Raw genomic sequence first — 25,929 nt, 5'->3', positions numbered from 1 at the left:
GGAGAGGGAAAATGAAACGATTCGTTGATATCCTTTTTAGTATTAGCATTCTTCTATTATTGTCCGTTGTTATTCTAGTGACGTTCCTAGTCATAAAATTTAAAATAGGTTCACCAGTTTTATTCAAACAAAAAAGAATTGGCTATAAAGAAAAACCATTTACAATCTATAAATTTCGCACGATGACAGATCAGCGAGACAAAGAAGGAAATCTTTTACCAGATTCAGAACGGCTTACGGATATAGGGCGTTTCTTAAGAAAGTTGAGTATCGATGAGATTCCTCAATTATTCAATGTATTGAAAGGAGATATGAGCCTTGTCGGGCCAAGACCGCTATTAATAAGATATTTACCTTATTACACTGACGAGGAGAGGAGAAGGCACCAAGTTAGACCGGGAATAACTGGACTTGCTCAAGTGATTGGTCGAAATCATCTCGCATGGGATCAGCGTTTGGCCATAGATGTTGAATACGTTGAGGAGTCATCTTTCCGGCTTGATATGAAGCTTATTGCTTTAACTATATTGAAGGTTTTGAAAAGTGAGGATGTAGTAGAAGATCCAGGAGAGCACATGTTGGACTTTGATATAGAACGGAAATTGAAGTGTTAATTAGAATGGGGGGATTTTGTTGAGTGGAGTTATTATAAAACCGCTACATACTAGAGATGTGGAAGCTGTTAGATCCCTTCTCCAGTCTGGAATTCGAAAAGAAATATTCCCATTGACCATTTATAGCTCAAAAAAATATGGCAGGTTTATAAGCAGCAGACTCCATCAATCAGAAGTGGTGTTTGTAGGAGCCTATCAGAACAAACATCTTATTGGGTATGCAGAATGGAGAATATTAAAGGACACGCTCTTTTTAAATAATATTTATGTCAGTTTTGCTCAAAGAGGATTAGGGATAGGCGCTAAACTTTTACAATATGGGGTCACAGAGTTTTTGAACGACTCAACAAGGTTCTTTTCTCTAGATGTGTTTGAAGATAATAACAACGCTATGTTGTGGTATAAGAGATTGGGATTAGAAAAAGTGGGAACAGCCTATTGGAATGTTGGTAAACAAAAAAAACCGTTAAGAAGTCGCAAGGAGTGTATTGGAAAGATTTCAAACTGGACTGAAGCTGAAAATCATCAAAACCAATATGGTTTTTCAATGCTTCACATTCAAACAAGTACAGGTGACTACCGTATCGGTCGAATTTCCAATACCCATTATCGTATTCATCAAGAAGAAGCTTTCAAGGACAGAGAATTATTGCTCGCTCTATATGAAAATAATCGACAACGAGAAATTCTGTTTATTAGTCAAAACCCATTTGTGGATGACTTCGAAACGGTTTGCATTAGTAATAGATTGACAACACATCTATCAATTCAAATGGGAGGATTAAATGGGTATCAAAATCTTAGATCTTAATCAAAAAAAGAAATGGCATGAATACCTCAATCGTTTAGAGCATAGAGATATCTATTTTACTCCTGAATATTGTGAGATTCATGAGAGGAACGGAGAAGGGAAGGCACAACTCTATATTTATGAAGAAAAAGAGAATTTTGTGATTTATCCTTTTCTGTTAAGAAACCTAAACACTCTACCTCACTTAAAAACGGTCATTGAGGATTATGGTGAACTTTACGATATTACAACGCCTTACGGATATGGCGGGCCGATTACTAACGTAAAAGAGAAAAAAAGAGTTAAAGAATTATTAAGCTTATTTTCTATCTCCTTTAAGAATTACTGTAAAACTTCAAATATTATTACAGAATTTGTTCGTTTTCATCCCTTATATCAAAATCAAGAGTGCTATCCAGAAATTGAAAAGTCCTATATCAGAGATACGATTTATGTTGATTTAACAAGAGAATATGAGGAAATTTGGGCGAATTATGATACGAAAAATAGAAACCGTATTCGAAAGACTAGGAGTTATAATCTACAGATCAAGCATCGCAATCCTCAAGAAAGAAGTGATTTTCTTAAGCTCTATTACGCAACAATGGAAAGAACTGGTGCGAAAGAATACTATCATTTTTCAGAAGCATACTTTGATAATACATTTGAACTTCTAAAAGATCGTATCGAGTTAATCGAGGTAGTTTGCGATAAGGAAAAAGTTGTGATGTCAGTTATATTCATGTATGGAAACAAACATATTCATTATCACTTACTAGGTTCCGATCATGAATATTTGCCATTAGCTATTAATAATTATGTTGTTGATTATGCGATTCAGTGGGCGAAGAAACAAGGATTTGAATCGATGCACCTGGGTGGAGGGTACACAGGCAACGACGATAGCCTTTATAAATTCAAAAAACATTTTAATAAAACAGGTGCGCTTCCATTCTATGTAGCGAAACAAATACACAATCAAAAAATCTATCAAGAGCTTTCTTCTACAGTTCCTAGAGATGTACAAGGTTTTTTTCCAGTTTATCGGCATGCTGATTTACTTCACGTTACTTCTCAAGGGTAAAATTGAAACTTAATTAGGAGGTGGGCAAATGAATCGTAATAAGAGAATTTATTTATCACCGCCACATATGACTGGAAGAGAAAAGGAGTTCATTGCAGATGCATTTCAAACAAATATGATTGCTCCGCTTGGTCCTAATGTTGATCGATTTGAAAAGGATGTTATGGACTATACAAATATGAGTGGAGCGGTTGCCGTAAGTTCTGGCACGGCTGCAATTCATCTGGCTTTACGGTTGCTAGATGTTAAAGCGAACGATCGTGTGTTTTGTTCGACATTTACCTTTATCGCGAGTGCAAACCCAATTCTCTATCAGAGCGGAGTTCCAGTCTTCATCGACTCTGAACCTGAGACGTGGAATATGTCTCCAGATGCTTTACTGACTGCATTTAAAGAGGCAGAAGCTGAAGGAGTACTTCCGAAAGCTGTCATTGTTGTTCATCTGTATGGTCAGAGTGCGAAGATGGATGAAATTCTAGAAATCTGTGATCATTACAAAGTGCCTGTCATTGAAGATGCGGCTGAATCACTTGGTTCGTTATATAAGCATCATAAAAGCGGAAGTATGGGGAAGTTTGGTGTTTATTCATTTAATGGAAATAAGATCATTACAACATCTGGTGGAGGTATGCTTGTCTCCAATGATGTAAAAGCACTTGATCAAGCAAGGTTCTTAGCAACTCAAGCGAGGGACAAAGCGTTACATTATGAGCATAGTCAAACAGGCTATAATTATCGTATGAGTAATATACTTGCGGGAGTCGGGATCGCGCAAATGGAAGTGATTAATGAACGAGTGGACCAGAAGAAAGCGATTTTTAATAGATATCAAAGGGAACTGGGAGGATTGAAGGGACTATCATTTATGGAAGAGGCTAAAGGAACCTTGCACAATCGCTGGTTATCTACTTTACTACTTGATTCTGAGCTATACGCTTGCACCCCAGAAGAAATCGTAATAGAACTCGAAAAAGAAAACATCGAATCGAGACCACTTTGGAAACCATTGCACCTACAGCCGCTTTTTAAATCTAACAAATTCTATCCACATACTAAAGATAGACGTATTTCAGAGGAGTTATATGAGAATGGGCTTTGTCTTCCTTCAGGAACGGGGATGACAAATCTTGAGCAAAAGCGAGTAATTGAAGCACTTGAAATGCTTTTATTAAAGAAGTCACAACCCTCTATTCTTCATGCATAACTGGTATTAAGTAATGTTGCACCATTCCGTTCTTAATAAAGAATGATATACCAAATGAAAGGAGCGAATCGAATTGAACATTCAAAATAAATTGTGGTACGCACTTTTAGTAGACTCCATTATTGTATTTACATCTGTGTATATTAGCACCATTTCATTGTTTCCTGTCTCAGAGGTATTTACAACTCCTCTCTTGATCATAGCGACAACACTTATTATCAGTCATCATGTATTCGCTCATTTCTATAAAATGTATAAAAGAGCATGGGAATACGCGAGTATAGGTGAATTGATTATTATTTTCAAGGCAGTTACTTTCTCTATTCTAGTAGCGGCATTCTGTCAATTTGTCTTTATGAATGACATCTACTTTCGAGTGTTAGCTTCTACATGGATGATTCAAATCTTCTTAATAAGTGGGTCACGATTCTCATGGAGGTACTTCAAAGATAACGGGATGCTAGGGAACAAACCACAGCTCAAGCCAACACTTATCGTAGGGGCTGGGTCGGCAGGTACTCTCGTAGCAAGACAATTAAAGTATAACAAGGATAGTGGTCTTGAACCTGTAGCATTTATTGATGATGATAAGCGAAAGCAAAATTTAGATATCATGTGTCTCCCTGTAGTTGGAGGGATTGACTCTCTTGAAGAAAATGTCCGTAAACTTGGAATTGATACGATCGTGATTGCGATTCCATCCTTGAAAAAGAAAGAACTGAACAAAATTTATATGGAATGTGTTAGTACTAACGCCACTACTCAGATGATTCCGATGTTTGAAGACCTTGTGACAGGAAAGGTTTCTGTAAATGAGATTAGAAACGTCCAAATACGTGATCTTTTAGGAAGACCTGCGATTGAGTTGGATACGGATTCAATTGAGAACTTTGTGAAAGATGAAGTCATTATTGTTACTGGTGCAGGGGGTTCGATTGGTTCTGAGATCTGTAGACAACTTTCACAATATCAACCTTCACAAATTGTGTTACTAGGTCACGGAGAAAATAGCATTTATTCAATCGAAATGGAGCTACGTTCAAGTTATGGGCACGAGATAGAATTTACAACAGAAATCGCTGATATTAAAGATAGGGATAAAATATTTAAGATAATGGAGTATTACCGTCCAAAAGCCGTTTTCCATGCAGCAGCTCATAAACATGTTCCTTTAATGGAGCGCAATCCAGAAGAAGCAATTAATAATAATATATACGGAACAAGAAATGTTGCTGAAGCAGCAGATGCTGGTGGTGTGGAAACGTTTGTAATGATTTCTAGTGACAAAGCAGTCAATCCAACGAGTGTTATGGGGGCTAGTAAGCGCATCGCAGAAATGATTGTTCAAAATCTTGATAAGAAAAGTAATACGAGGTTTGTGGCGGTTCGTTTTGGAAATGTGTTAGGGAGCAGGGGGAGCGTCATTCCACTATTTAAGGAGCAAATTCGAACAGGTGGTCCGATTACAATTACGCATCCTGCTATGGAAAGGTTTTTCATGACAATACCTGAAGCGTCAAAACTCGTTTTGCAGGCTGGTTCGCTAGCTCAAGGTGGGGAAGTTTTTGTTCTCGATATGGGAGAACCAGTAAAGATTGTCGACCTTGCTAAAAATTTACTTCGACTTTCTGGACTTACAGAAGATGATATCGGAATTGAATTCACTGGAATGAGGCCAGGAGAGAAATTGTATGAAGAGTTATTAAATGATTATGAAGTCAGAGAGAAACAAATTTATCCTAAAATCTACATTGGCAAGTCTGTTGAGATAGATGTTGAAGAAGTGATGAACATGGTTCGCTCGTGCAGAACAGGAGATAAAGATGTTATACGGGAAACGTTGTTGTCGATCGCTAACAATGCACCTGTAGCGGAAGAAGTGAATTCTGAGATAGCTATCATCTGAGGAAGGGATTGAAAGACATATGAATTCTAAAAAGAAAAATGTCTTGCTGGTTGCGCCATTTACCAACCTACCAGGCGAAAAAGGCTTTAACCGGTTTACTTACATTACTAAGAAACTGAGTGACATTGGCCATCATGTCACACTGTTAACAAGTAGTTTTAAGCATGGAGAAAAAGAATTCAGAGATCCTCAAAAGATCAATGTTCTATCAGAAAGTCTTCCTTATAAAATAGTTATTATCCCTGAATTAGGTTATTCAAAAAACGTAGGTTTTGATCGTATATGGAGTCATAGGCATTTTGCTAAACAATTAACAACTTATTTGAAAACTCTTGAACAAAAGCCTGATGTCATTTACTGTGCCTATCCCATGATGGGAGCAGCATACGAAGTAGGAAAGTACGCTAAACGAAATAAGATTCCATTTATTATTGATATTCAGGATGTTTGGCCGGAATCGATAAAAAACACGTTGAAGTTTCCGGATCCTCTCACAGATACCTTACTCTATCCATTAACCGTTTATGCCAACCGAATTTATCAGTTAGCTGATTCAGTTGTGGGGGTTTCGCAAAGCTATATTGAGCGTGTCGAAAAGGTGAACCATCATGCTAAGAATTTTGTACCAGTTTTTATTGGGACAGACCTTAGTCATTTTGATTCATGTACAAAACTTGAAGTGTTCAAAAAGCCCGGGGAGTTCTGGATTACTTATGTTGGAACATTGAGTTATAGCTACGATCTTCCAACTGTTATAAGGGCAGTTGCTCAGCTGAAGAAAAAAGGTTTTAATCAAATTGTTCTTAAGGTTATGGGTGATGGGCCGTTTAAAGATAAATTTGAGCAATTAGCTAAAGAATTGGATGCACCAGTTGAATTCATGGGCTATTTATCTTATGAACACATGGTTCCTACTTTAGTTCGATCAGACATTGCTGCAAACGCTATAAGCAAAGGTGCACAACAGAGTATCACGAACAAGATTGGTGATTACGTAGCAGCTGGGTTACCGGTTTTGAACAGTAGTTTAAATAAAGAATTCTCTGATATCGTTACATGTAAGAAGATTGGTTATAATTACGCTCCCGGCGATGCAAGCACACTCGCCGATCTGATTTTATCACTTTATCATAACGTGGACCTAAGAAGAAGTTTTGGAGCCAATGCTAGACTTCTAGCGGAAGAGAAGTTTGATCGTAGAACAAGTTATCAAGAAATTTATTCTGTAGTGGAAAGTGTTTCTATATGAATAGGACTAGAGAAAAAAATGACTCTTCGATATACTTAGAGCTTTTTAAGGAAATTGGACAATATGTGCAATCCATTGAAAGTCAAAAAAACGAGTCTTTATCTACTCAGTCTGCAATCGCTGATCTGAAAGACATTTTCGTGAAGCATTTAATGCACGAATAATGAAGGATGAAATGAAAATAGGTGATTGAGATGAATGGCCAAAAAGCCTTTTTAAAAAGTAAAAAAAGCGCTAAGGATAAACCTATTTCTATATCAAAACGATCATATAAGTGGATAAAAGGAATAACATTTGTGGCCTTAGCTGTTCTGATAACAATGTTTCTGAATGCTGGGAATTGGCTAACGGTAAATCAAAAACCAGTAAAGGCGGATATTATTATTGTATTAAGTGGAGCGGATGGTCGTTCGGAGGCAGGACTACAGCTCATTGATGAAGGATATTCCGACATTTTAGTCCTTTCAAATGCCTATGGGTTCTCCGAACAGGAATATAATTTAATAGATGATTCCCTTCCTTCGGATTCGGTTTGGAAAGATTACGATTCCTTCAGTACGTTAGACAGTGCATATTACTCAAGAAAGTTAATGGATGAGCAACAGTTGCAATCCGCTATTATTGTTTCATCCGACTATCACTTAAGAAGAGCTAAATTAAACTATGGGAGAGCTTTTAAAGACAGTGAGATAGATTTGACTTTCGTTGCAAGTAAGAGTAAATATCAATCAAGTTTTTGGTGGACTGATAAACATAGTATTGGTGTGACAGGTAGTGAATATATCAAATTGGTCGGTAACTTAGTAGGGATCCATGGCTCATTTGCTAAAAAGAAACTATATGATTTTGACAATTATTTCTTCTCTTGATAATAAAGATAGGAGGATGAACGAACGTGAATAAAAAGGTAATAGATGAAATATTTCTACTCAGAAGTATAGCGTGCTTAAGCATCGTATTCTTGCATGCCTTTGCTAGGTCGTTCTTAGAAGAGAACGGGATTGTAAACTCCATAAATATGCTACTTACCTTTGGTACGCCAACATTTGTATTCATATCGGAGTTTATTCTAGCACGTTCTTATCCTGATAAGCTTCCTTCGAACTTCTGGGGGAAAAGAATGAAATATGTTCTACTTCCATATCTATTATTCGGCACCTTTTATGCTGGGTCTAAGGGGTTAGAGCTTACGCTTAGTTCTGATATAGGTTTTGCTAGTGCCTTTTTACAATACTGGTGGAAACATTTGTTATTAGGAGATTTTCATGGTTATTTCATACTTATCATTCTTCAATTCTACATCCTACATTACTATTTTCATTCTTATTTAAAGAAATGGAATCCGAAGATTGTACTTCCAATTTCCTTTCTTATTAGCGCAGTATATTTAGGATTCTTTAACTTTGTACCAGCGGTTCAAACCCCAGTTGGCCAATACGTGTGGGATAAATTTTATTGGATTCCATTCGTTGGATGGGTATTCTACTTTACCCTTGCTTATTATTGTGGGCGATATTATGCAGCATTTATGAAACTATTAAAAGATCATTCAAAAGCAGTAGTTATAGCTCCAATTGTTATCGCTGGAATGTCTGTATTTCTATTTAACCAGGGTATTTTTGCGAAAATATCTTCTAAGCAAATGGATATTCTTTTTTTTGCAACGAGCATGATCTTTCTAATTTACTATATTGGAATGAAAACTCGAAGAATCTCAACTTTTTTTGTAGTCATTAGCCAGTATTCTTTTGGGATTTATTTGTTCCACCCACTATTTATGGCAGTTATTTATATTGCACTAAGTATTTTATCTGTTTCACTGCATCCTCTAATTGAGACAGTAATCTATTCAGTTATAAGCGTAGGGCTTTCTATAATAGCTACTTATATTGTAAATAAGGTACCATATGGCTATTACTTTAGTGGCAAGATTGGTATGGGTAGAAAGGATGAGAGTCGAGAGAAAACGACTGCTCCACTCCCAACTGTTCCGCAAAGTGCTACTAAATAAAGAGAGATGATAATTTGAGTTTTTTGTTGTTAGAAGGGGTCTGTAACTGGAGGTGAAAAGGTAAATGATAGGGGCAAATATAAAAAAATTTAGATTGGCAAAAGGAATGACACTCACTGAACTAGCCGAGCGCTCAAATGTATCGAAGTCTTATCTAAATAATCTAGAAAGAAATAAAAAGAATAATCCGTCTATCAATGTTCTTTTCCGACTCTCAAAAGAATTGAATATAGATATTTATCAAATAATAGGCGTTAAGAAAGGTGTAGATCATACTCACGATATTTCTCAAGATTGGTTGCTTTTTATAGAAGAGGTTAAAAGGGCAGGAATCGAAAAACAGAGTTTAAGTGAATATAAAGAGGTAATTGAATATATTAAGTGGAGAAATAAAGAGAGAAAGGCTTTGTAAGGTTTGGAAATGGAGAAAGTAGGGCTAGTGGTTTCACACTTTTACCTTTAAAATAATCAAGTTGTGATAGTCGTAAAAACTAACATATGGAAAGCCCCGATTAATTTGGCTTAATCGGGGCTTTCAGTCTGAATAAGTAAATCATATAAAGGGTATCGAGCATATAGAATAAGATAACGTTAGACACTCACACTTTTTGAGCGTTCGTATAAAAATGACTTCCTACTCCGCATACGTCTCCTTAATAACCGGTACAGACAACGCCCCAACGACAAGTAACACACCGGAAAGTAAAATCATAAACGGCATTGAAGATCCGATCATTGGGAATAAAACAAAGCTTAAGCATGAAGCAATGATTTGCGGTAAACAAATGCTACCGTTAAAGAGACCAAGATATGTACCCATATTCTTACCTTTCAGTGCGTTCGTTAAGATCGTGAATGGGAAGGTCATCATCGCGGCCCAAGCGATTCCGATTAACGTAAAGGAAATAACCAGTGCCCACTGATTGTGCACGAAGAAGACAGATCCAAATCCGATCCCACCTAGCAATAAGCTCATGGAGTAATAGAATTTGCGTGAGTTGTTTGGAATTCTGGATAAAGCGAGAGACCAGAGTACGGCGCCAATCGACTGAACGGCTGTTAAAATCCCAAACCAGTTCCCGGCATCTTGATAAGCTGCGCTAGAAGGGTCGCTCGTATTCCAAACATTTAACGCAATGGCACCGGTGCCATACGTCCACAAGTATTGAAAACCCATCCAGCAGAATAATTGAACGAGTGTAACGGTCCAAAATACTTTTGGAGCGCTTCCAAGTAGTTTGAAAATGTTTACCTTTTCTTTCGTCGAGTCTTTCGAAATGCCGTGATAAACTGCGAACTCATCTGGAGTATACTCTTTTACTTTCCATACCGTTATCAGACTACAGATGATGAGAACTCCTGCACCAACATAAAATGAAAGGACGACAGATTGTGGCACAACGCCTTTTGGTGCGCTGTTCGAAACGCCGATAATTGTTAATAGAAACGGGAAAATACTAGCTAACACAGCACCACTATTTGATAAAAAGCTTTGGATCGAATACGCAAATCCTTTTTGTTCTTTATTCACCATGTCTCCAACCATCATTTTAAATGGCTGCATGGCCATGTTTGATGAGACATCCATAAAGAGAATGGCGATGGCTCCAAACGTCATCGCTGTTACTGCAGTAAATCCGAAACTACCCGAATTGGGCAAGAGACACATGACAATGACAGCAACTACAGCTCCAACGAGTAGATAAGGAATTCGTCGGCCAAGCCCTGGAATCCAGGTCCTGTCGGAAAAATATCCAACTAAAGGTTGAACAACTAATCCAGCGAGTGGCGGTAGGATAAAGAATAAACCGAGATTATGAGGATCTGCTCCTAAGGTTTGGAAAATGCGTCCCATATTCGCGCTTTGTAATGAAAAGGCCATCTGAACCCCTAAAAAACCGAAGCTAATTAACCAGATTGTAGTAAGCGGCAGAGCGGGTAATTCTTTTTGATATCGTTTTTCATTCGTTGTGGCAACTTGTTCTTTAAGCATAATTCCCTCCAGAAATTAATGATTAGGTTTTCCCATCAATGTGCAATCGCTTGCACATTGATGGGAAAATAAAAGCTGTTACCGCATGGCGATCAGCATTCTATTAAAGAAGCGATTAGAGCGTTCAACAATAACAGTTGAATCTTATACTAGCCCCTTCCTGTGCTATATAAAAGATATGTAAGACTTTCGAAAATCTGAAAGAAGACCAAATGATGTTTCGTTTGAATAGTATATACTATATGATACCGTTTACGCAACCGCTTGCACATATTTGGTTGAGGAGATGAAACAGTAGGAGAGGTTAAATCGCGCGATATCGTCATTGAATATGTTTTTCTTTAGAATAAGTCCAGTGGGTTAAGGTAATAGAAACTAATAGAAGATGATTTCTTCCATACATATATTTTACTGAATTCTGATTTTCAACATAGCTATATGACGGTTTTGCTTAAGAATAGCGAACCGGTGTTTAAAATTATTCCTTTACCTTTATGTATAAAAAGGTTAGAATAAACTTAACTGGTAATAACCACTTACCTAAAATTCAAAATAGGAGATAAAATGTGAATAGGCAAAAGAGAATTCCTTTATATTTACAGCTAATGGATGACATTATAAAGAAAATTGAACTTCAAAAGTATCGAGAACAAGAAAAGTTGCCATCTGAAAGGGAACTTTGTGAAATGTATGGAATGAGTCGTATTACTGTGAGACAAGCGATGCAAGAGCTTGAGAGTGAGGGCTTTATTTATAAGCAGCATGGAAAAGGTACTTTTGTAGCTCCTAAATCTTATAGTCAAAACTTGGTGAAATTATATAGTTTTACAGAAGAAATGAGAAAGATAGGCAAAATCCCAACAAGCAAGGTACTATCATTTGAGATAATGAAAATAGAAGGCGATATTGGAAATAAGATAGGGTTAGAAAAAGATGAAGAAGTTTATAAAGTTGTTCGACTTCGATTAGCTGATGAAGAACCCTTGATGTATGAAACTTCGTATATGCCGGTATCGAAATTCCCTGGGCTAACTCAAGAAACCCTGGATACTTTGCCAATGTATGAGGTGTTCTACAATGATTATGGTGTATTAGTAAATAAAGCGGTTGAAAGTTTTTCTCCAACTTTGATAAGAGAAGATGAGGCAGAAAGTCTACAAACAACTACCCAGCAAACTGCTATGTTGATAAAGAGGTTTGCTTATTCCAATGAAGAAATTGTAGAGTACACCGTCACTGTTGCTAGAGGAGACAAATTTGAATATACAATTGAGTTAACATGAAACGATCTCCACTGATAGCTCTTTCCCTTACGCAAATGAAGGGTTCCCGTGTGATGCCCAATTATAGTAATTGAATGTATATTGCGTAATTGGTCATCACAGGTGTAATTGAGCAAACGTTCATTATACTTTTTACTCAAACTGGTTATGACGACATTACCAAATTGGAGGTAAGGAAAATGTTCAATCTATCTAAAGATGATGTTAATGAAAAGGGGGCTTTACATACAGCTACGGAAATTTATCATCAACCCGAAGTATGGAGAGAACTGATCATTTCTTTGAAAGATACCCAGCCTGCTTTCAGTAAGTTTATGGAAGGAATTAACAAGAACCATAAACGAATTGATTTTATTTTAACGGGAGCAGGAACTTCTGCCTATGTGGCAGAAACGGTCGCTCCAGTACTAAATAGGTGGAGCGACAAGAATATGGTTTTTAATGCCATACCAACGACTGATATAGTTTCAAACCCGAGTGAATTCTTATCTCCTGAAACAGCAACCGTTATGGTTTCTTTTGCACGGTCTGGGAATAGTCCTGAAAGCAAAGCTGCTGTGTCATTAGGTCAGCAATTAGTAAAAGACTTTTATCAAGTAGTGATTACGTGCAATCAGGATGGTCAGCTTGCGAAAAATGTCGAGTATGATGAAAAAGGTTTCACTGTGCTTATGCCAGAAAAAGCTAATGATAAATCGTTAGCGATGACAAGTAGCTTTACATCTATGCTGCTGGCAGCTTATGAACTGTTCATACCAGAACAAGGGAAGGACCTGGAAACAGGTCGGTTGATCGAAGCAGGTGATAAGCTCCTTAAACAAGTAGACGATGTCGTAAACACGATTCTTAGAAATCACTTCGAACGTGTCATATACCTTGGTTCAGGTATTCTAGGTAAGTTGGCTCAGGAGGCCTCCCTAAAAATGCTTGAGTTAACTGGAGGGCGAGTGATTGCTCTTCATGAATCTACTCTAGGTTTTCGTCATGGGCCGAAATCAGTATTGAATAAAAATTCCATAGTTATTGTTTTTGTTTCACAAGATGAGTATACAAGGAAATACGATCTTGATATGATCCGCCAGCTTCAAGAAGAGAAAGCCAGTTCTATGGTTGTTGCTTTATCAATTCAAGCTGATAACGAGATAGAAGAACTGGCCGATTTAGCTTTCTCCCTTGAAGAAAATGAAGGAGAAGAAGCAAGTGATTTTCTTTCTGCTCTCACGTACATTCTATTTGCTCAAACACTTGCGATGAAAAAATCAATTCAGTTAGGTATTACGCCGGATAATCCTAGTCCAACAGGTGCGATTAACCGAGTGGTACAAGGGGTGACCATTTACAAGTATGAGGATGAGTAAGTAAGGAATTGGAGGTGATGAAATTGCGCTATTTCATTAAAGCAGATCACTTTTTACTTGAAAATAAAGTAGTTGATAAAGGATATTTACTGATTGAAAACGGAATCTTTTCTTCCATAGTTCATGATGTTTCTTCGGAAGATAACGTCGTAGATTGGTCTGGGTTTTCAGTTGCTCCAGGTTTGTTTGATACTCATATCCATGGAATCGATGGTTATGACATTATGGATGGAACTGAAGAAGCAGTGAAGAAAATTTCTATATCATTGGCTGCCCGGGGGGTTACCCGTTTTCTACCTACTACGCTGACATCTTCTTCTGAAGATTTGAATAAGGCAATAATGGCAGTGAAGAGTATGGTTCAACAGGGATTACCAGGTGCTCAATCAGAAGGAATATTTCTAGAAGGACCGTATTTTACGGAAACCCATAAAGGTGCACAAAATGAAAAATACTTCAAAGACCCTTCTTTAGAAGAATTTAACGAATGGCAGAAACTTGCAGATGGAATGATTAGGAAGATTGCGTTAGCACCCGAAAGAACAGGCACGCAGGAGTTTATCCGAAGCGTCAAACGCTCTGGTGTTCAAGTGAGTATTGCTCATACTGATGCAGATTACGTTTGTTGTGAAGAGGCCATTGAGAATGGAGCAAATAATTTCGTTCATTTATACAATGGGATGAAAGGGATGCATCATAGAGAACCAGGTACAGTCGGTTCTGCGCTAAGATCAAAAAACTCATTTGTTGAAATCATTTGTGATGGGTTACACGTCCACCCCGAAGTTGCGGCGCTAACTTATCAATTAAAACAAGATCGTCTCATGCTTATTACAGATTGCATGCGAGCAGGTGGGATGCCTGATGGGGAATATACATTAGGAGAGTTTCCAGTGGCAATAACAGATGGAGTCGCACGTACTGAAACAGGATCTCTTGCTGGTAGTACTCTTGAACTGATCGATGGCATTAAGAATTTGTGTGAGTGGACAAAAGAAGAATTAACAGATATCTGGCATTTAGCTTCTTTAACTCCGGCGAAAAGTTTAGGTTTTGAAAGTAAGTTTGGCAGTATTGCGGAAGGAAAAAAAGCTGACTATGTCGTACTTAATTCAAATTTAGAAGTAGAGTGCACTGCTGTTAATGGTAAAGTTATTTACTCTCGAGAATAGAAAGGGGAATGACATTGAATAGTGTTGTAAAACAAAATCGTCTCAATAGATTAATGAACGATCATGGGTTTTTTAGTGCTCTGGCTATTGATCAAAGAGGAGCTTTGAAACGCATGATGGGAGAAGATACTGCTAAAGAGGAAATTGAAGCGTACAAATCGCTTGTCTCTTACCAATTGACTCCATACGCATCAGCAATTCTATTAGATCCAGAGTATGGATGGCCAGCAGTTGAAAAGAAAAATGAAGAATGTGGCCTTCTTGTTGCTTATGAAAAAACAGGCTATGATACTGATGAACCAGGTCGTATGCCAAGCTTACTTCCTGAATGGTCTGTTAGAAGACTAGTAGAAAAAGGTGCGGATGGCATTAAGGTTTTGCTCTACCACGATGCTGATGGAGCTCCAGAAATTAATGAAAAGAAAGATGTTTTTATTGAAAGAATTGCTTCTGAATGTGTTGCTGAGGAAATTCCATTTTTTCTTGAAATTCTTACTTATGACGAAAAAATTGATGACATGAAGGGCCCAGAATATGCCAAAATAAGACCTAGGAAAGTTATCTCATCGATGAAACATTTTTCTGAAGAACGCTTTCGTGCAGATGTTTTGAAGGTCGAGGTCCCGGTCAATATGAATTATGTAGAAGGGTATACAAAAGAAGATGCAGTTTACTCGAAAGAAGAAGCGGCTGAATATTTTAGGGAGCAAAGTTACGCTACTCCACTTCCTTTTATTTTCTTAAGCGGAGGTGTTAGTGCAGAACTTTTCCAAGAAACGTTAAAATTTGCTAAACACTCAGGTGCAGAGTTTCACGGCGTTCTTTGTGGACGAGCAACATGGAGTGGTTCTGCGTATGAATATAAACAGTCAGGGCAAGAAACAGCTGAACAATGGTTAGCGACGGAAGGCAAGCGCAATATAATGGCTCTCAATGATGTTTTAAAAGAAACGGCTGCTTCGTGTAAAGAATACATCTAATGAATTGAATCGGGATAGTGAGCATCAATCAATCTTAGGATCAGACAATTGATGAAAATTCCTGTGACATTACGTAACGAAAACTACGTGGTTCATTAATCTGTATGGTACTATTTTTAGCTATAAGGAGGAAATATTTTTTTCTAAGGGTTTTTTAAAGATCAACTGGTTATGACGACATAACTAGTTGGTGTTTATTAAGTAAATTTGAGAAGGATAGGAGAGAAGAGAATCATGATAACAACCATGTTAAATACTTCAACGATTAGGTTGAATGAACAAGTAGCCGACTGGGAAGAGGCAGCAAACAAAGCAGGGAATTTATTACTTGAAAATGATTCTATTAACAAAGGTTACATTGATAGTATGGTTCAATCTGTTCATGAATTTGGTCCCTACATAGTCATTGCACCTGGGATTGCATTGTTTCATGCTCGTCCAGAATCAAACGTAAAAGAAATTTGCTTGAGTATGATGACTCTTGAGAACCCTATTGAATTTGGAGCAGGTGACAAGGATCCTGTAGATTTGATCTTTGCATTCGGCGCTCTCGATCATGACTCTCATTTGCAATTAATGGCTGAATTAATGAAAGTTCTGCAAGATGGAGAACTCCTTGATTCAATTAGGAATGATAACGATGTTGAACATGTTCTAACAATGATACAAACCAAAGTGGAGGGATAACCATGTTGTACAAACAATTTTTTGGCAATATCGAAAAAATGCTACGTCAGGTTTCTGAGGTAGAAGAAGAGAATATTATTCAAGCGGTGCAAATAATTAAGGAATCGATTAAAGAAGATGGCGTGCTTCATGTCTTTGGATGTGGACATTCCCAAATGTATGCGATGGAGTTGTTTTATCGGGCAGGAGGATTAGTACCAGTAAATGCTGTCTTAGCTCCTTCTCTCTCACTTGAACCATCTGCCCCGATTAGTACATTTTCAGAACGACAGGAGGGCCTTGCTAAAGTGATTTTGGACAAAGAAAATGTCCATCCTCAGGACGTAATGCTCATTGTTTCTACTTCTGGAAGGAATGCAGTTCCAATTGAAATGGCGATCGAAGCAAAAAAGAAAGGTATGAAAGTTATTGCCCTTACTTCCCTTGATTTCTCTAAAGAAGTGAAATCGAGGCATCATAGCGGAGAAAAATTATTCGATAAAGCAGATGTTGTTCTAGACAATCATGGTGAACCCGGAGACGCCATAATGGAAACGGAAGGGTTAGAATCTAAATTCGGTTCAACTTCTTCGATTATTGGGTTTACGATTTTACAATCCATTATCGTGCAGGTGATTGAGGATTTAGTAAAAGATGGAGTTGAACCACCGATTTATGTTAGCTCAAACCTTGATAAAGGTGATCAAATTAATAAGGAATTTATCCAAAAATATCGTGATAGACTAACATGCTTATAATGGAGGAGATCAAATGGAAATTTTAACTGTATGCGGAATGGGATTTGGTACGAGTTTAATGTTGAAAATGACGGTGGATGACATTCTAGCAGAAGAAGGGGTTAAAGCTGAAGTTAGTGCGCTGGATGCAGGGTCAGCCAAAGGGAGATCAGCAGACTTAATTATGGCCTCTGCAGACTTAGGATCTGCACTAGATAGCGTCGATGTTCCTAAAATATATATTCATAATTTAACAGATACGGACGAAATTAAAGAGAAATTACTTCAATATTTGAATAAATAGTGGATGACAAGTACGACAAGTACATCTAGGCGTATGTCTAGGTGTACTCGTCATGATTTAAGGCCGTCAACGAAAGGGAGTGTGCAAATTGTTAAAAGCCATTGCTGAGATACTAACGGTTCCAGCGATTACGTTGGGCTTAGTTGCTTTACTAGGTCTCTTGCTTCAAAGAAAAGAATTTACTGAAGTTATTAAAGGTACAACGAAAACAATATTAGGGATATTAATATTAGGTGCTGGTTCCTCCTTAATTGTCACGAACCTTGTCCCCTTTGCCACGATGTTTGAGGAAGCCTTCAATTTAACAGGAGTTGTTCCAGTAGATGAGGCCGTTATTGCAGCTTTAGTAGATTCAGTAGCTGCAATTGGTAGAATGACTTCTTTCATCTTACTGTTTGGTTTTATAACCAACCTTCTTTTAGCTCGTCTCTCCCCATTTAAATACATCTTTTTGACAGGTCATATGATGTGGATTCTCGCCGGTTCACTTGCATGGGCTTTTCACGACTTAGGAGTATCTGAGACGAACGGCATCATTTTTGGATCCATCATCCACGGTATGGTATTAGTACTGCTACCTGCAATAGCTCAGCCTGTTGTTAGAAAAATAACAGGAAACGACAAGGTCGCTTATGGTCATTTAACGACTACTGGAGTAGTTCTTTCTGCTTGGATTGGTAAACTATTCGGAGATAAAAAGAAAAATAGTGAAGAGATGAAGATGCCCGAGAAGTTGAATTTCTTTAAGGATACAGCGGTATCGATTTCACTAATAATGTTTTTAATTTATATTATTACTGCACTATTTGCTGGACCGGAAGTGGTGGAACCATTTTCAGACGGTCAAAATTATTTAGTGTTCAGTACATTGAACTCTCTTGGATTTGCAGCTGGCGTACTCGTTCTTCTTCAAGGGGTACGAATGTTTCTAGGCGAAATCGTCCCGGCCTTTCGTGGTATTGCCCTTAAGGTTGTGCCAGGGGCGAAGCCAGCGCTTGATGTTCCGATATTCTTTCCATACGCGCCTAATGCGCTTATGCTAGGGTTTATTTTCTCTATTATTGGAATGGTAGTTGGTATGCTTCTCTCTACGCTATTCGGTACGATTGTGCCATTACCGTCTATTATTGGAGGCTTTTTCACAGGGGGGATGGCAGGAATATTTGGGAATGCTTTAGGGGGAAGACGCGGAGCTATGATTTCTGGAGCTGTCTATGGCGTTATTTTAACAGTTCCAGTCGCTTTGTTCTATCCACTCTTTGGATTACAAGTTTATGGTGTTGAAGGACTAGCTCTGTTAGTACCCGATGTGATCATTGTAATGGGGCTTATGAAACTCTTTTTTGTCTTAAACATTCCACTTGTTGGCTTTGGTTTGGCTGTGTTAGCTTTCATTATTTGCAGTGTACTTTATAAGAAGAAAGCGGTCGAGCCAATTAATAAGACCGAAAGTATGTGATTACATTCAAGCAAGGAGGTATTCTAAGATAATGAAGGGTTTAACAATAAAAATTGGTATGTTATGCATGTTAAGTTTCGCCGTATTTATAGGACAAGGAGATTTGGCTCTGGCCCAAAGCGATAATGCTAATCTCCATAAAGATTGGAAGTTGAAATACCACGAGAATTTTAATCGAAGTTTGTTGATTGACGAGGCTCCATGGATTATCGATGATTATGGTGACCAAAGCCCTTGGAACGTGGATCATCTGGACGATGATGGAGAATTTTATCAAATTAAGGGAGGAGAAAATTTCGAGGAGCAACTTAGTAGTTTTAACTTACTAAGAAAACGAGTGGATTTTGGTAAGGATGGTTGGCTTACGGCCGAAGTTGCGACAAGAGATTATAATAAAGACGGAACGCCAGATACAGAAGCTTCCTTTAAAAATGTGAAATTAGATAAAGGGAAGCATGCGGCTGAATTATCAACAAGCTTTGATTCAGGATTAATTATTCGTTCGACTGAAGAGCTTCCATCCGAATACCGAGTTGAGTATGTCCTTAGAGGTATTGATTTTGGAGGGAAAAGAGACGGATCATTCGATTATGATGGTAAGCATAATGGCTATACATTAGATGAACGAAAATCGAATTTCCCGTGGAAGCGTAGCGGTGATTTTTCAGGTGAACCTTCTCATCAAAATCAGAATTTTGGAGAAGTGACGAAAGAAAATGGCTACTACTTCCTTTCAATCATGGATTATGCAAACCCGGCTCCACATAACAATGTGTTTATTCATAATCATAGAAAAGTCGGTATGGATGCCTATAACGTGAGTGGCTCATGGGCGAGCAGTTATGGCGTTTGTAATCCAGATACAGGTGATTTATATAGCCAAACTAGTGAAGAGAGCTCCAATAATGCAATCAATAGTATTTTCTTTGCTGGAGATACGTTCCGTGATCCATCTATTGGTTATAACTCCTTTATGTTTGAAACAGATTGTGGTTCTTTCTCAGACAAGGATTCTCCTTATTCGATCGTATCGAATGCGGAAATACAGCCAGAGTTAATGCCAGAAGAATCCTACAAATTTGCCATTGAACGGAATGAAACTGGATATGTAATGGAGATGACAGGAAACTTTAAGTATAGTGGGTACAAAACACTGCGCTATGAAAGAGATTTTGTTGAAGATGATAGACCAATTTGGCACTATAATAACTCACCTGAAGAATATGATGGTGAGTATAATTCTTCATTGACATTTACTGGCCCATATGGCAGTTATTCAGTAGAGCAATGGCCGGATGATTCAGCTTATCCTGATTACTTTATACTTGGGATTCCTCATCTCAATTACTATGAGGGATCTGCGGTAATTGATGATATTAAGCTTTATGTACCTAAAGAAGGTTAGATTGGATAAATAAACTTAGTGTATACATGAATTAAGAGGTTTTATAAACCGTCTATAACCCCTGAGCTGTGGAAAAACACAGTACAGGGGTTATTTTATTCAATTGAATCAAAGGAGATCCTCGATATAATAAGAAATTTATTTTATCAAATCTCGAGTAAGCGGAAAATTTACAAGCCATTACCTTCTTATTATTCCGAGTATGAGTGAGTTAACTAATGGATGTGGGTGAGAAATTTGAACTATGTTAACATTTGAGCCTAATGAGAAGAAGTAGTCATCAATTAGTGAAATTTGTTTTATAGCTGGTGAGAATGGATGAGTAAAGTCTCACAGAAACTTTAGTGTTTATTAATCTCTATGTAAAGCGACCTATAAAAATTAAAATCTACTAGTTCAAACGTTTCGTTTTAAATTTAATCCAAAGGAGTGTAGGTGAAAAAACTAGAAATCCTTAGTTATAGACTTTTTATCCAGAGGAGGAATCTGATGAGAATGAAAGAAAATGAATTTATTATGTAGCGAGTTTGTTGTTTTCAACTGATACATAACTTTGTGAACGGGAACAAAATGAGTCGATTATAATTATAGGAGGATAAATATGAAGAAACAAATTCTTACATTAACAGTAGCGGGAACGATGCTTGTGTCTGGCTCCTTTTTAACAGGGAATACGGCTTTAGCGGGAGATAACGGACCGAATGGACCGAACTATGGTGGCAATGAAACGATTAAAAATGAACGTCTGCATTCTTATGAAGAAATGGTGAGCTTTTTAGAAAAAGTTGATAAGCGTTCTGAAGCGTTGGGGCTTGAAGTGTACGGTCAGTCGGTTAAAGGGAGAGATCTTTACCTTGCTAAGTTTGGTACCATGAACCCAGATAATCCAACGATTTTATTCTTAACACAGCAACACGGAAATGAAACGTTAACGACGGAAGGCGCTCTTGAGATGATTAAGTATTTATCGTCAAATGGAAAGAATGTGCAGAATATCCTTGATAATGTGAATGTGCTGATTGCACCTCGACTTAATGTCGATGGGGCAGAAGGCGATGTGAATTTTTCATTAGAAAACTATGTTTCTGGTACGCATACACGCTATAACGCTAACGAGGTTGATCTTAACCGTGATCATGTGGATCGCGAGCAGCCTGAAACGAAGGCGCTACACGAGAATGTGCTACAAAAATATTCGCCGGATTATATGATTGACCTTCATCATCAGGGAACACAAACAACATTAGGCGACACGGGCGAACTTGTGTCTGGATCTATTCTTTATCCTACCAACGAAGACGTTGATCCAGAAGTGGTGGAGCAGTCTAAAGAACTTGGATCCGTTGTTTATAACGCCGTTGAAGCAAAAGGATATGGTCTACTTTCGAAGTATCCAGGAGGAAGTGCGCCAACAATTAGTCGAAATGGACTCGCGATGGAATATGGCATTGCAACACTTCTTTTTGAAATGCGCGGTATGGCCGATCATTATCGCGATGATTATGTTCTCGGGCAAAAGAGTAATGGTTATTTAATCCAACAAGCGGTTACGGCAATGAAAGCGAGTCTAAATGCACTGGCAGATGATTCGATTGATTCAGCAGATACTACTTTCTGGGATACGCTTCCGGAAAGTAATTATGATGGGGAGTAAGTAAAAAAAACTACGATATAAGAAAAAGATAGTTTAAATGTGAGAGATAAACCTATTAGAGATTTAATAGGTTTGTCTCTTTTTTCTTGTTTTGATGTAAAAGGAATTATAGGGGTAACACTAACCTTTGGTCTTTAAGAAAATTTTCCTTTTTTATGACTTAAATAATCTATTAAAGAGAAATTTCTCTATAAAATACTTGATATTGAAGTAGTGAAGTCTTAAACTAAACGTAGTTAAACAATTCTGAAAGGTGGCTAGATGGAGTATGAACCCCGATTTAAATCAAATTACTGATTTTACGATGGATTTTTTTAATCTTAAAGGAAAAGTTGCAATTATCACTGGAGGCAATTCAGGTATAGGGCAGGGGTTTGCACTTGCATTAGCGAAAGCTGGTGCCGACATCTTTGCTGTTAGTATGGCAGAAGATGACGACCAGACGAAGAAGCTGATTGAAGCAGAAGGTGTTCGTTATCATTTAATGCTTGGAAATCTGACAGAAGACGGTTTTTGTAAAGCGATTGTTGATGAATGTTTAGTAGTTTTTGGACAAATCGATATTCTTATTAATAACGCTGGGATTAACATCAATGAGCCTGACGTTACAAAGTTTACGAGATTACATTGGGATAAAATGGTGTCGGTTAACTTGGATGCGCCGTTTGAACTGTCACATGAAGTAGCGAAGCAATTGATTCCACAACAAAGTGGAAAAATCATTAACACGTGTTCTCTGTTTTCGTACCTTGGGGGTCAATGGTCTCCGGCCTATGCTGCTACGAAACATGGTTTAGCAGGCTTCACAAAAGCGTATTGCGATGAACTTGCTCAATACAATATTCAAGTAAACGGCATTGCGCCGGGTTATTTTGCAACAGACGTAACGAAGGCGACAAGAGAGAATGTAGAAAGCAACCAGCGTATACTCGATCATATTCCGGCAAATCGTTGGGGGAACATTCAGGATCTCATGGGAGCGGTTGTTTTCTTGGCATCTGACGCTTCTAACTATGTAAATGGAACGTTACTTAATGTCGATGGTGGCTATCTCGTACGATAAATTCTATTAAACTATCATAATAAAAAAAGGAGAATCAATTATGAAAAACCTATTAGAAGAATTAAAAGCTCAACTTTCTGAGGATCAAATCGTAACAAATGAAGAGGCGCTCTACGACGCATCAGCCGATCGCTATAAGAAATACGCAAAAACGAAAAATGTACTTGATGTTCCAGCACCACTTGCGATCGTGTTCCCTCATTCAACGGAAGAAGTTAAAACGCTTCTCATGTTCTGTAATGAAAATAACATTAATGTGATCCCGAGAAGTGGGAAAACAGGCACTGAGGGTGGACTGGAAAACTGGAAAGAAACGACGCTTGTCATTGATGGTTCTAAAATGAATGAAATTATTAAAATGGATACGTACAACATGCAGGCTACGGTTCAGTCTGGCGTGAAGCTTCAAACGCTTGAAGATGAGCTACGTAAATTAGGCTATACGACCGGTCACTCACCGCAGTCCAAGCCAGTTGCTCAATATGGTGGCCTTGTTTCAACAAGAAGTATTGGTCAGCTTTCCACTTTGTATGGTGCGATTGAAGATATGGTTGTTGGTCTTGAGTGTGTATTCCCAGAAGGACAAGTTTCAAGGATTAAGAACGTTCCTAGACGTTCTGGTGGCCCGGATATTCGCCACATCGCAATTGGGAACGAAGGTGCACTTTGTTATATCACAGAAGTAACAGTGAAAATCTTTAAGCACAATCCAGAGAATAATGCGTTCCACGGCTACTTGATTAAAGATGTTGAAACTGGGATCAAAGTGCTACGTGAAGTCATGGTGAATGGTTACCGTCCATCTGTTGCGCGCGTTTATTCTGAAGAAGATGCAAGACAGCATTTTAAACATTTTTATAATGATAAGTGCGTTTTGATTTTCATGGCGGAAGGTCCAAAAGGAATCGTAGAAGCAACTAATGCAGGTATTGAAGAAGCGGTTGAAAAGTTCCAGTCGGGTATTGTTGAAAAAGTAGATTCGTCGCTAATTGAAAACTGGTTCAATAACTTGAACTGGGATGAAAGCCGCATTGAGCGCGAAATTCAGGATATGATTGATCACAATACTCATGATGGATTTACAACAGAAGTGTCGGCTGACTGGGAAAGTATCCCGAAACTTTATAACAATGTTATCGAACGGATTAAAAATGAGTTTGATCGTACAGATGAGCTAACGATGCTTGGCGGTCACTCTTCTCATAGCTACTTGAACGGAACAAATATGTATTTTGTTTACAACTACACAATTAATTGTGCACCAGAAGATGAAATGCGCATTTATCACCACCCGATTCACCAAATTATTATTGAAGAAACGTTGAAGCTTGGCGGCTCTATGTGTCACCACCATGGTATTGGGAAGTATCGTTCTGAATGGACAAAAGAAGAGCACGGTTCTGCCTATTATATGCTTGAGAAGTTAAAAGAAGCGTTTGATCCAAAAGGCATCATGAATCACGGCACGATTTTCCCTCAACCTAGCGAAGTGAAAAAGTATATTAGAGGCTAGGAGGGAAATCATGGCGAATCGATACATCATGGGAATTGATAATGGATCACAAAGCACAAAAGTAGTGATCTTTGACCTAGAAGGAAATGAAGTCGCTTATGGTTCACAGGCGTTAAGGGAAACCTTAACACCTGAACCAGGCGTCGTCATTCACCCAGACGATGACTTATGGGATAGTGTGTATTACGGTGTGAAAAACTGTTTAGCGAATTTCGACGGTAATCCGAAAGAAATCGAAGCAATCGGATTATGTACGATCCGATGCTGTCGCGTTTTACTAAATGAAGACGGTGATTTAGCCCATCCAGCGATTAGCTGGATGGATGATAGATTATCAAAACCGTATGAGCACAAAGACGATCGCGTAAAGTATGTGACAACAACTTCTGGCTATTTAGGATTACAGCTGACGGGAGAATACAACGATACGGCTGGTAATCAGGAAGTATTTTGGCCGATTGACCGTGAAACGTTAGATTGGTCGACGGATGACGCCGTAATTGAAGCGAACGGCTTACGAAGAGATATGCTGTTTAACCTTGTGAAACCAGGTGAAAAGCTCGGTTCCATTCGTAATGAGCTTGCAAAGGAATTTGGTTTAAGCGAAGGCATTCCAGTCGTTGCTACTTCGAACGATAAAGCGGTGGAAGTGCTGGGATCAGGTATTCAGAACGACAGTTCAATCATGATTTCATTGGGTACCTTTATTTCTTCCATGTTATTAAGAGACAACTATTATGAGGACGCGAAAAACTTTTTTCCAACCTTTGCATCCATTCCCTTTAAATACGTCTATGAATCTAACGGTATTCGACGTGGATTATGGACGGTTAGCTGGTTTAAGAAGTTAATCGGTGAAGAGCTTGTAACGGAATCAGAGAAGTTAGGGATCTCGGAAGAAGAGTTCTTGAATCGTAAGGCGGAAGAAGTTCCTGTTGGTAGTGATGGGTTGATTACGATCCTAGATTGGTTAGCTTCACCTGATAAGCCGTACCGAAAAGGGATAATGCTAGGCTTCGATCAAAGACATTCCAGGTACCATATTTATCGATCGATCCTCGAAGCGATTGCATTTAATATTAAAAACAACATTGAAGAGATGTTAGATGAAATTGATGTTGAGTTGAACGAGGTTGTCGTCATTGGCGGCGGTTCAAAGAGCGATGTGATCATGCAGATTATCGCTGATTTGTTTGGTTTACCTGTTCACCGACGCATGGGAAGTAGTAGCGCGTGTCTAGGTGCCGCGATTAGTGCAACGAAGCATTTAAGAGTGTATGATACGTTCCCAGAGGCGATCGAGCAAATGGTAAAAACGGAAAAAACGTTCACTCCAGTGCAGAGTCATTATGAATTCTACAACAAGTTGAACGAAACAGTTGTGAAAAACGTTAGAAAGCATACGGATGAAATATTAAAGCTTTCTTATCCGATTTTTAATTAAGCCTTCTTAGGGAATCATGTTATGGTAGACCTATTGTAAA

The 25,929-nt window shown here is 38.2% G+C and carries 23 protein-coding genes; 22 read left to right on the top strand and 1 reads right to left on the bottom strand.

Annotated features, from left to right (window positions below):
• Positions 1 to 11 precede the first annotated feature (11 nt).
• The 9 genes from ABVF21_RS06095 (at position 12) to ABVF21_RS06055 (ending at position 9,270) form a co-directional block, all read left to right on the top strand.
• Entirely contained in the window at positions 12 to 614 is a 603-nt protein-coding gene (locus ABVF21_RS06095; protein ID WP_303535080.1) for a sugar transferase, read from the top strand.
• A gap of 19 nt (positions 615 to 633) precedes the next feature.
• Positions 634 to 1,425: a GNAT family N-acetyltransferase gene (locus ABVF21_RS06090; protein ID WP_371017736.1), complete on the top strand. Its 792-nt coding sequence runs from the start codon at positions 634 to 636 to the stop codon at positions 1,423 to 1,425.
• A complete protein-coding gene (locus tag ABVF21_RS06085; RefSeq protein ID WP_371017734.1) occupies positions 1,400 to 2,488 on the top strand; it encodes a peptidoglycan bridge formation glycyltransferase FemA/FemB family protein in 1,089 nt (362 codons plus the stop codon). Before ABVF21_RS06090 ends, ABVF21_RS06085 begins: the two co-directional genes overlap by 26 nt.
• A gap of 28 nt (positions 2,489 to 2,516) precedes the next feature.
• Positions 2,517 to 3,692 (top strand): aminotransferase class I/II-fold pyridoxal phosphate-dependent enzyme, encoded by a 1,176-nt coding sequence (locus ABVF21_RS06080; RefSeq protein WP_371017733.1) that lies wholly within the window; start codon positions 2,517 to 2,519, stop codon positions 3,690 to 3,692.
• A 73-nt stretch (positions 3,693 to 3,765) separates the two neighbouring features.
• Entirely contained in the window at positions 3,766 to 5,598 is a 1,833-nt protein-coding gene (locus ABVF21_RS06075; RefSeq protein WP_371017732.1) for a polysaccharide biosynthesis protein, read from the top strand.
• 19 nt (positions 5,599 to 5,617) lie between these two features.
• On the top strand, positions 5,618 to 6,847 hold the full coding sequence (locus tag ABVF21_RS06070) for a glycosyltransferase family 4 protein (RefSeq protein WP_371017731.1): 1,230 nt from the start codon (positions 5,618 to 5,620) through the stop codon (positions 6,845 to 6,847).
• A gap of 194 nt (positions 6,848 to 7,041) precedes the next feature.
• Positions 7,042 to 7,716: a YdcF family protein gene (locus ABVF21_RS06065; RefSeq protein ID WP_303535073.1), complete on the top strand. Its 675-nt coding sequence runs from the start codon at positions 7,042 to 7,044 to the stop codon at positions 7,714 to 7,716.
• Positions 7,717 to 7,742: 26 nt separating this feature from the next.
• Positions 7,743 to 8,858, top strand: coding sequence for an acyltransferase family protein (locus tag ABVF21_RS06060; RefSeq protein WP_371017730.1), 1,116 nt, complete (start codon positions 7,743 to 7,745; stop codon positions 8,856 to 8,858).
• A 64-nt stretch (positions 8,859 to 8,922) separates the two neighbouring features.
• Positions 8,923 to 9,270 carry a helix-turn-helix domain-containing protein gene (locus tag ABVF21_RS06055; RefSeq protein ID WP_303535071.1) on the top strand — a complete coding sequence of 116 codons (348 nt, stop codon included), beginning with the start codon at positions 8,923 to 8,925 and terminating at the stop codon, positions 9,268 to 9,270.
• A gap of 222 nt (positions 9,271 to 9,492) precedes the next feature.
• On the opposite strand, the gene ABVF21_RS06050 is transcribed toward ABVF21_RS06055, so the two are convergent.
• A complete protein-coding gene (locus tag ABVF21_RS06050) occupies positions 9,493 to 10,851 on the bottom strand; it encodes an SLC45 family MFS transporter (RefSeq protein ID WP_371017729.1) in 1,359 nt (452 codons plus the stop codon).
• Between the two features lie 566 nt (positions 10,852 to 11,417).
• Here ABVF21_RS06050 and ABVF21_RS06045 point away from each other — a divergent pair.
• The 13 genes from ABVF21_RS06045 to ABVF21_RS05985 all read left to right on the top strand — a co-directional run bounded on the left by ABVF21_RS06045 (position 11,418) and on the right by ABVF21_RS05985 (position 25,889).
• Positions 11,418 to 12,134: a GntR family transcriptional regulator gene (locus ABVF21_RS06045; RefSeq protein WP_371017728.1), complete on the top strand. Its 717-nt coding sequence runs from the start codon at positions 11,418 to 11,420 to the stop codon at positions 12,132 to 12,134.
• Positions 12,135 to 12,313: 179 nt separating this feature from the next.
• Entirely contained in the window at positions 12,314 to 13,492 is a 1,179-nt protein-coding gene (locus tag ABVF21_RS06040) for an SIS domain-containing protein (protein WP_371017727.1), read from the top strand.
• Positions 13,493 to 13,515: 23 nt separating this feature from the next.
• Positions 13,516 to 14,664 carry an N-acetylglucosamine-6-phosphate deacetylase gene (gene nagA, locus ABVF21_RS06035; protein WP_371017726.1) on the top strand — a complete coding sequence of 383 codons (1,149 nt, stop codon included), beginning with the start codon at positions 13,516 to 13,518 and terminating at the stop codon, positions 14,662 to 14,664.
• A gap of 8 nt (positions 14,665 to 14,672) precedes the next feature.
• A complete protein-coding gene (lacD, locus tag ABVF21_RS06030; RefSeq protein ID WP_371017725.1) occupies positions 14,673 to 15,644 on the top strand; it encodes a tagatose-bisphosphate aldolase in 972 nt (323 codons plus the stop codon).
• 234 nt (positions 15,645 to 15,878) lie between these two features.
• Positions 15,879 to 16,331 carry a PTS sugar transporter subunit IIA gene (locus ABVF21_RS06025; RefSeq protein ID WP_371017724.1) on the top strand — a complete coding sequence of 151 codons (453 nt, stop codon included), beginning with the start codon at positions 15,879 to 15,881 and terminating at the stop codon, positions 16,329 to 16,331.
• A 2-nt stretch (positions 16,332 to 16,333) separates the two neighbouring features.
• Positions 16,334 to 17,068, top strand: a complete 735-nt coding sequence (locus ABVF21_RS06020) for an SIS domain-containing protein (protein WP_371017723.1) — start codon at positions 16,334 to 16,336, stop codon at positions 17,066 to 17,068.
• Positions 17,069 to 17,081: 13 nt separating this feature from the next.
• Complete coding sequence (locus ABVF21_RS06015) at positions 17,082 to 17,351, top strand: PTS sugar transporter subunit IIB (RefSeq protein WP_371017722.1); 270 nt, start codon at positions 17,082 to 17,084, stop codon at positions 17,349 to 17,351.
• A gap of 88 nt (positions 17,352 to 17,439) precedes the next feature.
• Positions 17,440 to 18,810: a PTS ascorbate transporter subunit IIC gene (locus tag ABVF21_RS06010; RefSeq protein ID WP_371017721.1), complete on the top strand. Its 1,371-nt coding sequence runs from the start codon at positions 17,440 to 17,442 to the stop codon at positions 18,808 to 18,810.
• Between the two features lie 31 nt (positions 18,811 to 18,841).
• On the top strand, positions 18,842 to 20,215 hold the full coding sequence (locus tag ABVF21_RS06005) for a hypothetical protein (RefSeq protein ID WP_371017720.1): 1,374 nt from the start codon (positions 18,842 to 18,844) through the stop codon (positions 20,213 to 20,215).
• 601 nt (positions 20,216 to 20,816) lie between these two features.
• Positions 20,817 to 21,869 (top strand): M14 family metallopeptidase, encoded by a 1,053-nt coding sequence (locus tag ABVF21_RS06000; protein ID WP_371017719.1) that lies wholly within the window; start codon positions 20,817 to 20,819, stop codon positions 21,867 to 21,869.
• 268 nt (positions 21,870 to 22,137) lie between these two features.
• Positions 22,138 to 22,932 carry an SDR family NAD(P)-dependent oxidoreductase gene (locus ABVF21_RS05995; protein WP_303535059.1) on the top strand — a complete coding sequence of 265 codons (795 nt, stop codon included), beginning with the start codon at positions 22,138 to 22,140 and terminating at the stop codon, positions 22,930 to 22,932.
• A gap of 40 nt (positions 22,933 to 22,972) precedes the next feature.
• Complete coding sequence (locus ABVF21_RS05990) at positions 22,973 to 24,445, top strand: FAD-binding oxidoreductase (RefSeq protein WP_371017718.1); 1,473 nt, start codon at positions 22,973 to 22,975, stop codon at positions 24,443 to 24,445.
• A gap of 10 nt (positions 24,446 to 24,455) precedes the next feature.
• Positions 24,456 to 25,889 (top strand): FGGY-family carbohydrate kinase, encoded by a 1,434-nt coding sequence (locus ABVF21_RS05985; RefSeq protein ID WP_371017717.1) that lies wholly within the window; start codon positions 24,456 to 24,458, stop codon positions 25,887 to 25,889.
• Positions 25,890 to 25,929: the final 40 nt, after the last annotated feature.

This window comes from Pseudalkalibacillus sp. JSM 102089, assembly GCF_041366475.1.
Classification (GTDB): domain Bacteria; phylum Bacillota; class Bacilli; order Bacillales; family Guptibacillaceae; genus Guptibacillus; species Guptibacillus hwajinpoensis_B.
This window is presented reverse-complemented; position numbering and strand designations above follow the sequence as displayed.